The sequence below is a fragment of the Pseudomonas sp. GW458-11-26-14-LB4 genome (genome assembly GCF_059423925.1).
In genome coordinates, this window is the sequence record NZ_JBWKYU010000018.1 from 121496 (window position 1) to 131385 (window position 9890).

The 9890-nt window shown below is 61.8% G+C and carries 7 protein-coding genes; all 7 read right to left on the reverse strand.

What is annotated here, in order from left to right:
- Nucleotides 1–37 precede the first annotated feature (37 nt).
- On the reverse strand, nt 38–1543 hold the full coding sequence (locus AC07XZ_RS22100; protein WP_102687554.1) for a sensor domain-containing diguanylate cyclase: 1506 nt from the start codon (nt 1541–1543) through the stop codon (nt 38–40).
- 108 nt (nt 1544–1651) lie between these two features.
- Entirely contained in the window at nt 1652–2968 is a 1317-nt protein-coding gene (locus tag AC07XZ_RS22105) for an OprD family porin (protein ID WP_102687555.1), read from the reverse strand.
- Between the two features lie 195 nt (nt 2969–3163).
- Complete coding sequence (locus tag AC07XZ_RS22110) at nt 3164–3385, reverse strand: hypothetical protein (RefSeq protein ID WP_085745348.1); 222 nt, start codon at nt 3383–3385, stop codon at nt 3164–3166.
- A gap of 295 nt (nt 3386–3680) precedes the next feature.
- Complete coding sequence (locus AC07XZ_RS22115) at nt 3681–5045, reverse strand: heavy metal sensor histidine kinase (protein WP_102687556.1); 1365 nt, start codon at nt 5043–5045, stop codon at nt 3681–3683.
- Complete coding sequence (locus tag AC07XZ_RS22120) at nt 5035–5712, reverse strand: heavy metal response regulator transcription factor (RefSeq protein ID WP_011335857.1); 678 nt, start codon at nt 5710–5712, stop codon at nt 5035–5037. The genes AC07XZ_RS22115 and AC07XZ_RS22120 overlap by 11 nt, the downstream gene beginning before the upstream one ends.
- A gap of 8 nt (nt 5713–5720) precedes the next feature.
- A complete protein-coding gene (locus tag AC07XZ_RS22125; protein WP_102687557.1) occupies nt 5721–8822 on the reverse strand; it encodes a multidrug efflux RND transporter permease subunit in 3102 nt (1033 codons plus the stop codon).
- Nucleotides 8819–9890 (reverse strand): efflux RND transporter periplasmic adaptor subunit (locus AC07XZ_RS22130; protein WP_102687558.1); only part of this gene is annotated, 1072 nt, incomplete at its 5' end. The genes AC07XZ_RS22125 and AC07XZ_RS22130, both read right to left, overlap by 4 nt.

The window sequence follows — 9890 nt, forward strand, 5'->3', positions numbered from 1 at the left end:
AAGGCCACCTTTGGGTGGCCTTTTTTTATGTCTGTTCTCAGGACACGACGACCCGGTTTCGCCCACCTTCCTTGGCCTGATACAACGCCTTGTCCGCCGCGAACAACAGCTGCTCCAGACTGATTTCGCTCGTCGCCGTCCAGGTACTGATACCGACGCTCACGGTCATCGGTGACTGGTCTTTATTCAGGCTCGGCAATTGCTCCACCGCTGCACGAATGTGCTCGGCGATCTGCTGCGCCCCGACGCTGTCGGTTTCCGCGAGGATCACCGAAAACTCCTCACCACCATAACGGGCCACCAGGTCCGCCGGCCGCCGCACATTGGAGGTGATTACCTTCGCGAGTTCACGCAACGCCTGATCCCCGGCCTGGTGTCCGTGCCGGTCGTTGAAGGCCTTGAAGTGATCGGCATCGATCATCAGCAATGACAATGGCTTGGCCGAGCGCTGGGCGCGGAACCACTCGTGACGCAGTGACTGATCGAGCATCCGCCGGTTGGCGACCCCGGTCAGGGCATCGGTCGCCGCCAGTTGCGCCAGTTCGCGTTCGGCCCGCTGGCGCAGGCGCAGCTCCCGGGCCAGCAGCCAGGTCAGCCACAGCAGGCCGGCACACAGCACGCCGGTGGCGCCGCTGATCAGGATCGCCGTGCGTCGCCACGCGCCGAACACTTCCTCGCTGGACAGGGCAACGATCACCGTCAGCGGCAGATTGCCGACCCGCGAATAGGTGTACAGCCGTTGCTGATAATCCATGCTCGAAATGCTGTTGAAACTGCCATTGCCGTTGCTGTCGCGCAGAATCCGCACCACATTGGGCCGGGCAGCAAAGCTCTTGCCGATCGAATCGCTCTGCAGATAAGGCTTCTGCGCCAGCAGGATGCCGTCGTTGTTGATGATGTTGAGGGTGCTGTCGATGCCGATGTCGAGACTGTTGAACAGCTGATCGAAGTAATCGAGTTTCATCGACGCCACGGCCACGCCCAGAAACTCGCCGGTGTCCGAAGAGATGCGCCGGCTGAAACTGATCCGCCACTGGTTCGCGTCATCGCAGTCGCAGCGGGGTTTGAACGGACGGCTGATGAACATGCCGGTGTCGCGGTTGAAGGCGTGGGCGAGGAAGTAGTCGCGGTCGGCGAAATTGCCTGGCAGCGGATCGACCCGCGAGGAATCGGCGATCACCTCGCCATGCTTGTCGAGCAACAGGATGTCGCCCTTGAAGCGCGCGGTAGTAGAGCGATCGAACAACGCCAGATGGCGAATCTGCGGTGACACATCTTTCAGGTCGTCACGCTGGGCGGCAGCGATCAGCCCTTGCAGCGTCAGGTCATACAGCTCGACGGTGCGCAGCACGTCGGCGTCGATCAGCTGGGCGATGGTGGTGGCGCCGCGGGTGGCTGATTCCTGCGCGTTGGCGTGTTCGCGGATCAGCAGAAACGTCACGATGCACACAATCGCGATCACGCTCAGCAGACTGCCGAGGATCAGCAGCAGCTCGGAGCGTCCGGTCGTGCCGGGAACGGTAGGGGTGCGGCTCGCGATCATGGTTCGGTTTCGGTAAGGGATTCTTGTAAGCGTAGTCGTACCCGCTTCGCTGCCACAGGCAAGAAAAAGGCCAGCGCATCAGGCTGGCCTTTTACTGTAGCGCCGATCTTAGAAGACGTTGATCGGGTAGTCGATGATCACACGGTATTCATCTGTGTCCGTATCCAGCGCGCCGTAACCGTTGCCGCCACGGTTGGTCGCCCATTGCAGATGCACCGCGAGGTCTTTGGCCTGGCCGCTCTGCACCACGTATTTAAGATCGATGTCCCGCTCCCAATGCTTGGCGTTGCGGCCTTCGGCGCTGTACCACAAGGCGTAACCTTTGCTGCCCGGATCGACCTTGGTCAGGTCCAGCGTGCCGCGCGAGTAAGACAGCGCCGAGGTCAGGCCCGACAGGCCGACGCCGGCGAAATCGTAGGCGTACTTGAGTTTCCACGAGCGCTCGTTCGGGCCGTTGAAGTCCGAGTATTGCTGCGAGTTGTCGAGGTAAACGCTGTCACCCTGGCTGATGTAATCGAACGGCGTGTTGCCGTTGACCCGCTGGTATGCAGCGGTAACGCTGTGGTTGCCGATACCGACGGTGAAATGCAGGCTGTAGGTGTTGTTGTCGATATTGCCCAGCAGCGCGTCGCCGGTGTCTTGGGTGTGATAGAAGTGCAGGCCCGGGTTGAGGGTCACCCGGTCATTCAGCGCCCAGGTGTAGTCGAGGTCGTAGTAGTACTGGTTCCAGATGTCCTTCAGCTCGGACGCGTACAGGCTGCTGGTCAGGCCTTCGACGCCGCTCCAAGCCACGCCGGCCCAGTTCAGGTGCTGGCTCTTGTCGCCGTCGGCGAGGGTGCCGTAAGAGGTGCCGATGCGTTTGTGGCCGCTCTGGTTGTAGGGCTTGGTGAAGCTGGCCTGGCCGCCTTCGATCATCCAGCCATCGAAGCTGTGGTTGGTCAGGCTGAGGCCGCGAAAGGTCTGCGGCAGCATGCGCGTCTCGCCACCGGCGATCACCGGGTTGGCGAGGAACAGATCGCCGGCCTTCAGCTCGGTATCGAACGCACGCATTTTCAGAGTGCCGCCCGCCGTGGAGAACGAGCCCGGCGCTTTGCCGCTGCCGTCACTGACCGGCAGGATGCTGGAGTTGTCGGTGCCGCCACCGCCATCAAGTTTGAGACCGAGCATGGCGTGGGCATCGATGCCGAAACCAACCGTGCCTTCGGTGTAGCCCGACTCGAATTTGCCGAGGAAACCTTGGCCCCACTCGATGTTGTCATCCGTCTGCTGCAGGCGGTTGCGGTTCATGTAGTAGTTGCGGGCGTTGAGGTTGAGACTCGCGCCTTCAACGAAACCCTGTTTCTCGGATTCGGCAGCGTGGGCGGCGGGGGCAATCGTTGCGGCAATTGCAATGAACAGCGGGATGAAGCGAACTGGGTAACGCACGTGCGGTAAAGCTCCTTGGGGTCAACTGACACTTCAATGTCTTGAGGTGCGGGATGTTTCTAATTGTTAAAGACGAACCGGACAGCTTACAGACCACAACGAAAAAAGGCCGCTGAAAATCAGCGGCCTGCAAGGACGACGGTTGAACGGGAAGAGCCAAACAACCGCGTCGAGGGAAACGGAGCGGTGCGCGACTCAGCTCTCTTTCTCTGAAGCCTGAGTCTGGGAAGTTGCGGCCTGAGGGGCTTGCGTGGCGTCTTGAGCCTTGGCCATCACTTCTGCCTGATGCTGTTCGAATGCGTGAGCGCGAGCGGCGTTTTGCGCTACGAACGACTGCGATTCTTCAGCCATCGCCATCGGCGACAGGATCAATGAGGACAAAACGAAAGCGCTGGCAATACCCATACTGTTGGACATCTTGAAAACCTTCTTGCTTGGCAAGTGCTGTTTGGTGCGGGCAAAGATAAGGTTGCCGGGCGTTGGGAAACAGCGTGATTTTCATAAATGACTGTTACAGCAAAAGCAAAAGTCACCCCCTCATCGGAACGCCGCCCGCCCAGCCCTCTCCCCCAAGGGGGCGAGGGGGAAAGGGAGCCGATCTTCATGCTTTTCAAAGCCTGAGTTCGACTGGATTTTTCAGGTCGGCGTAACTCGAAAGAACAACTCGGTCAGTCCCCTCTCCCTCTGGGAGAGGGTTAGGGTGAGGGGCTTTTCAGACCGGCAAATGAATCCCGAAAGTATTCATCCCGCGATCACTGCGCACAAACACATCGCCGCCATGCATCAGCGCAATCGCCTTGACGATCGCCAGCCCCAGTCCGTGGTTGTTGCCGCTGTTGCTGCGCGACGCATCGACCCGGTAGAAACGCTCGAACAAGCGTGGCAAATGTTCGCTGGCAATCGGCGAACCGGGGTTGGCCACGCCGATGCTGACCTGATGTTCCTCGACCGCGATCTGCACTTCGATCACCTGACCGGGCGCGGTGTGTTGTACCGCGTTGCTCAGCAGATTGATCAAGGCCCGGCGCAGATGGGCGATCTCGATCTGCACTTGCGCATCACCGCTTACCCGAACCTGGACTTGCGCGTCTTCGAGGATGAAGTCGAGGTATTCGAGGGTGGTTGCCACTTCATCGGCCAGCGAGGTGGACGTCAGTTTGGTGGCCTTGCTGCCCTGGTCGGCGCTGGCCAGGAACAGCATGTCGTTGATGATCGAGCGCAGGCGTTCCAGCTCTTCGAGGTTGGATTGCAGCACTTCGAAATAATGCTCGGCGGAGCGCCCGCGAGTGAGGGCGACCTGGGTCTGGCCGATCAGGTTGGTCAGCGGCGAGCGCAGCTCATGGGCGACGTCGGCGTTGAAGGATTCGAGCCGCGAATAGGCCTGTTCAACCCGCTCCAGCGTCGAGTTGAACGAGTCGACGAACTGCTCCAGCTCCGGCGGCAACGGCGACAGACGCAGGCGCCCGGCCCGCAACGGCGGCGCCAGACGCTGGGCTTCGTGGGACAGTTTGATCAGTGGTTTGAGGCCGATCCGCGCCACCCAATATCCCAATGCCGATGCCAGCAGCACGCCGATCACCGCCAGGCTGACCAGCGCGATCAGCAACTGATGCTGGGTCTGGTGAAAGGTCTCGGTATCGATGCCGATCATGAAGCGCAGCGGCGGGCGTTGATCCTTGGCTGGCAGTTCGGTGAGCAGCACTTTCAGCGGATAAGGATGGTCGGGCAGTTGCAGATCGCGCATGCCCAACGGGCCTTGGGCAAACGCGCGAATCAAGGCATCCGGCTCGCCGAACTCGTAGCCCGGATTGCCGCTGACCACCCAGAAACGGATGCGCTTGTCTTCTTCGCCCAGCAGCTTGAGCTTGGCGTTGATCTTCACCCAATGCTCGGGGGTGCCATAGCGGTTGAGCGCGGACTCAAGCACGCTGTAACGCGCATCGAGTTCCGCTTCCGGCAACAGACCCAGGCCTTTGTCCACTTGTTGATACAGCGCGCCGCCGATCAACAGGAACACCAGCAGCGCCACCAGCGTGAACATTCCGCTCAGGCGCAGGGCGATGGAATTACTGGACACCACGGCTCTCCAGCACATAACCCATGCCGCGGATCGTGTGCAGCAGTTTCTCGTCGAACGGCCCGTCGAGCTTGGCTCGCAGGCGTTTGATCGCGACTTCGACCACGTTGGCGTCGCTGTCGAAATTGATGTCCCAGACCATTTCCGCAATCGCGGTTTTCGAGAGGATTTCGCCCTGACGCCGGGCCAGCACGCTGAGCAGCGAAAATTCCTTCGCGGTCAGATCCAGCCGGGTGCCGGCGCGGGTGGCCTTGCGGCTGATCAGATCGATCCACAGGTCGGCGATGCTCACTTGGACCGGTTCATGACCGCCACTGCGCCGGGTCAGCGCTTGCAGGCGCGCCACCAGTTCGAGGAAGGAAAAAGGTTTGCCGAGGTAATCGTCGGCGCCGTCGCGCAGGCCGCGGATCCGGTCTTCGACCCGCTCGCGGGCGGTGAGCATGATCACCGGCGTCTGCTTGCGCGCACGCAATGCGCGCAGTACGCCGAAGCCATCGAGGCCCGGCAGCATCACGTCGAGGACGATCACCGCGTAGTCGCTTTCCAGTGCCAGGTGCAGACCCTCGACGCCGTCGCGGGCCCGATCCACGGTGTAACCCTGTTCCGTCAGGCCGCGGTGCAGGTAGTCCGCGGTTTTCTCTTCGTCTTCGATAATCAGAACGCGCATGACCCGCCTCAGTCTGTCGTTGCCAGCGCCGCGATGGGCGCAGGTTTGGGCTTGTGGAACAGCCGCTCGAGCCACAAGTATATGACCGGCGTGGTGAACAGCGTCAGCATCTGGCTGACCAGCAGGCCGCCCACAACCGCTATCCCCAATGGTTGGCGCAGTTCGGCACCGGTGCCGTAGCCGAGCATCAGCGGCAGTGCGCCGAGCAGGGCGGCGAGGGTGGTCATGATGATCGGCCGGAACCGCGTGATACACGCCTCGAAAATCGCATCCTGCGGCGACAGCCCGCGATGACGCTGCGCTTCGAGGGCGAAATCGATCATCAGGATGCCGTTCTTCTTCACGATACCAATCAGCAGCACCAGCCCGATCAGCGCCATGATCGAAAAGTCCTGGCCGCAGATCCACAGCATGATCACTGCGCCGAGGCCTGCTGCCGGCAAGGTCGAGATGATCGTCAGCGGATGGACGAAGCTCTCGTAGAGCACGCCGAGAATGATGTACACCGCCACCAGCGCCGCGAGAATCAGCCACGGCTGACTTTTCAGCGAACTCTGGAACGCCTGGGCCGCGCCCTGGAAGTTGCCGCTGATGGCGGTCGGCATGCCGATTTCGGCCTTGGCCTGATTGAGCAGAATCACCGCGTCGCCCAGTGCCACACCTGGCGCCAGGTTGAACGACAGGTTGGCGGCCGGGAACATGCCGTCGTGGGCGATGGACAGCGGGCCGATGGTCGGTGCGTCGAATCGGGTCAGCGCCGACAGCGGCACCATCTCCCCGCTCAGCGGCGAGCGCAGGTAGAAATAGTTGAGGCTTTCGGCCTTGCCGCGCTGCTTGGTGTCCAGCTCCAGAATTACGTTGTACTGGTTGACCTGGGTCTGGAACTCGTTGATCTGCCGCTGGCCGAAGGCGTCGTACAGCGCCTCGTCGACATCACTCGCCGTCAGGCCGAAACGCGCGGCGGCGCTGCGGTCGATGCTGATGTGGGTGATGCTGCCGCCCAGTTGCAGATCGTTGGAAATGTCACGGAACGCCGGGATGCTACGTAGCTTTTCGGTGAGTTTCTGGGTCCAGGTGGCGAGGGTCGGCCCGTCGTTGCTCTTGAGCACGTATTGATACTGCGCACGGCTCGGGCCGGAACTGAGGTTGATGTCCTGGCCGGCGCGCAGGTAAAGCACGATGCCGGGGACTTTCATCAGTTGCGGACGAATGCGGTCGATGAACTGGCTGGCCGAAACATCGCGGTCTCCGCGTTTTTTCAGGGCAATCCAGAAGCGGCCGTTGGCGATGGTCTGGTTGCTGCCGGACACGCCCACCGAGTGGGAAAACGCCTGGACAGCCGGGTCGGCGGCGACGATTTCGGCCATTGCCAGGTGTTTTTTCACCATGTCGCTGTAGGAGATATCGGCGGCGGCTTCGGTGGTGCCGAGGACGAAACCGGTGTCCTGCACCGGGAAGAAACCCTTGGGGATAAACACGTAGCCGCCAATCGCCAGCGCGACGGAAATGCCGAACACGCCGATCATCAGTTTCTGGTGGGCCAGGGCGCGGCGCAGGCCTTTTTCGTACCAGCCGAGCAGGCGTTCGCTGAAGCCCGGTTTGTCATGGGCGTGATGCACCGGTTTGCGCATGAACAGCGCCGCCAGCGTCGGCGCCAGTGTCAGGGATACCACCACGGAAATCATGATGGTCGAAGTGGCCGTCAGGGCGAACTCCTTGAACAGGCGCCCGACCACGCCGCCCATGAACAGCAGCGGAATGAACGCCGCCACCAGCGAGAAACTGATCGAGACCACGGTGAAACCGATCTCGCCGGCGCCCTTGATCGCGGCGTCGCGCATGCTGTCGCCGGCCTCGAGATGACGGTGGATGTTTTCCACCACCACGATGGCATCGTCGACCACGAATCCCACGGCCACCACGATGGCCACGAGGGTCAGGTTGTTCAGGCTGAAACCGAGCAAATACATCAAGGCGAAACTGGCGGTCAGCGATACGCCGAGCACCGCCGAGACAATCATCGTCGCCGACAGCTGGCGCAGGAACAGCGCCATCACCGCCACCACCAGCAGGATCGCGATCAGCAGGGTGATTTCCACTTCATGCAGCGAGGCGCGGATGGTCTGGGTGCGGTCGATCAGGGTCTTGACCTGCACCGAGGCTGGCAACATGGCTTCAAGGCCAGGGAGGGCGGCCTGAATCCGGTCTACGGTTTCGACGATGTTGGCGCCGGGCTGGCGGGAGATCACCAGGTTCACGCCCGGTCGATCGCCGGCCCAGGCTTGCACGTAGGCATCCTCCGAACCGTTGACGACTTTCGCGACATCCTTGAGGTGAACCGGGGCGCCGTCCTTGTAGGAAACGATGAGTTGGCTGTATTCCTCGGGGTGGAACAACTGGTCGTTGGTCGACAGCGTGGAAATGCTCGAATCGCCGTACAGCGCACCTTTGGCGAGGTTGAGGCTGGTCTGCTGGATCGCCACACGAATATCGGCGAGGGTCAGGCCGATGGCCGCCAGTTTGTCCGCCGAAGCCTGAACGCGGATTGCCGGACGTTGCTGACCGGTGATGTTGATCTGGCCCACGCCGTCGATCTGACTGATCTGACGCGCGAGCAGGGTTTCCACAAGGTCGCTGAGCTCGGTGCCGGGCATTTGCGTGGAGCTGACGCTGAGGATCAGCACCGGGCTGTCGGCCGGGTTGACCTTCTTCCAGGTCGGCAGGGTCGGCATGTCTTTCGGCAGTTTGCCGGCGGCGGTGTTGATCGCGGCCTGCACTTCCTGGGCGGCGGTGTCGATGCTCTTGTCGAGGGTGAATTGCAGGGTCAGCAGGCTGGAGCCCAGCGCACTGCTGGAGGTCATCTGGGTCATGCCGGGGATGGCGCTGAACTGCACCTCCAGCGGCGTGGCCACGGACGAAGCCATGGTGTCCGGGCTGGCGCCGGGCAACTGCGCGGAGACCTGGATCGTAGGAAATTCCGCTTCCGGCAGTGGGGCAATCGGCAGGCGCGGGAAGGCAATCACCCCGACCAGCACCAGCGCGATGGTCAGCAGAATCGTCGCCACCGGGTGATCGATGCACCAGGTCGAAACGCCTTTGTGCTGTTTCATGGCTTGGGCTCCGCTTGCACTACCTGCGGCGGTTCGCTCATGACCTGCACGGTCGAACCGGGCTTGAGCCGCGACTGGCCATCACTGACCAATACGTCGCCGGGCTTCACGCCTTTGATGATGTCCTGGCCGCTGCCTTGATAAACCATCTGCACCTGCACCGCTTCAACCTTGTCGCCGTTGACCCGGTACACGAAGTGCTGATCGAGACCGCGTTGTACGACGGTGGGCGGAACCACCAGCGCATCTTTATCTAGCGCTGTCTGAATCTTTACCGTCACCAGCAGGCCGGGCCAGAGCTTCTGGTTCGGGTTGTCGAATTCGGCCTTGGCGCGGATGGTGCCGGTGTTGGCATTGATCTGGTTGTCGATCAGGGTCAGGTGACCTTCGCCCAGCAGATTGCCGGTTTCGCCGTCGGTGTCGGCGCCGATGTACGCCTTGACCTGTGCGCGCTGCGGGTCGCTGATCAGGCCTTGCAGGGTCGGCAGCATTTGCTGGGGCAGGGAAAACTCGACGGCGATCGGGTCGATCTGGGTCACGGTGAACAGGCCCTGGGTGTCGGTCATGCGCAGGAAGTTGCCTTCGTCGACCGTGCGAATCCCGACCCGGCCGGTGACCGGGGAGCGAATCTGGGTGTAGGAAAGTTGTACCTGTGCCGCGTCAATCGCGGCCTGATTGCCCTGGGCGGTGGCTTTGAGCTGGTTGACCAGTGCCTGCTGCTGGTCGTAGGTCTGCTTCGATACGCCGTCGTCGACGCTGAGCAGTTTGTAGCGCTTGAGGTTGACCAGGGCGACTTGCAGTTGCGCCTGGCTTTCGCCCAGTTGCGCCCGGGCCTGATCGAGGCTGGCGCGGATCGAGCGGTCGTCGATGGTGGCGAGCAGGTCGCCTTGTTTTACCAACTGACCTTCCTTGACCAGAAGCTTGGTGAGGATGCCGTCGATCTGTGGGCGCACTACGACGCTGTGCAACGAGAGGACCGAGCCGATGCCGATGGTGTAGCGGGGGACGTCTTTTTCGCTGACGGCGACGACTCGCACCGGGATGGCGGTGGGGGCGGCGAGTTTGGCC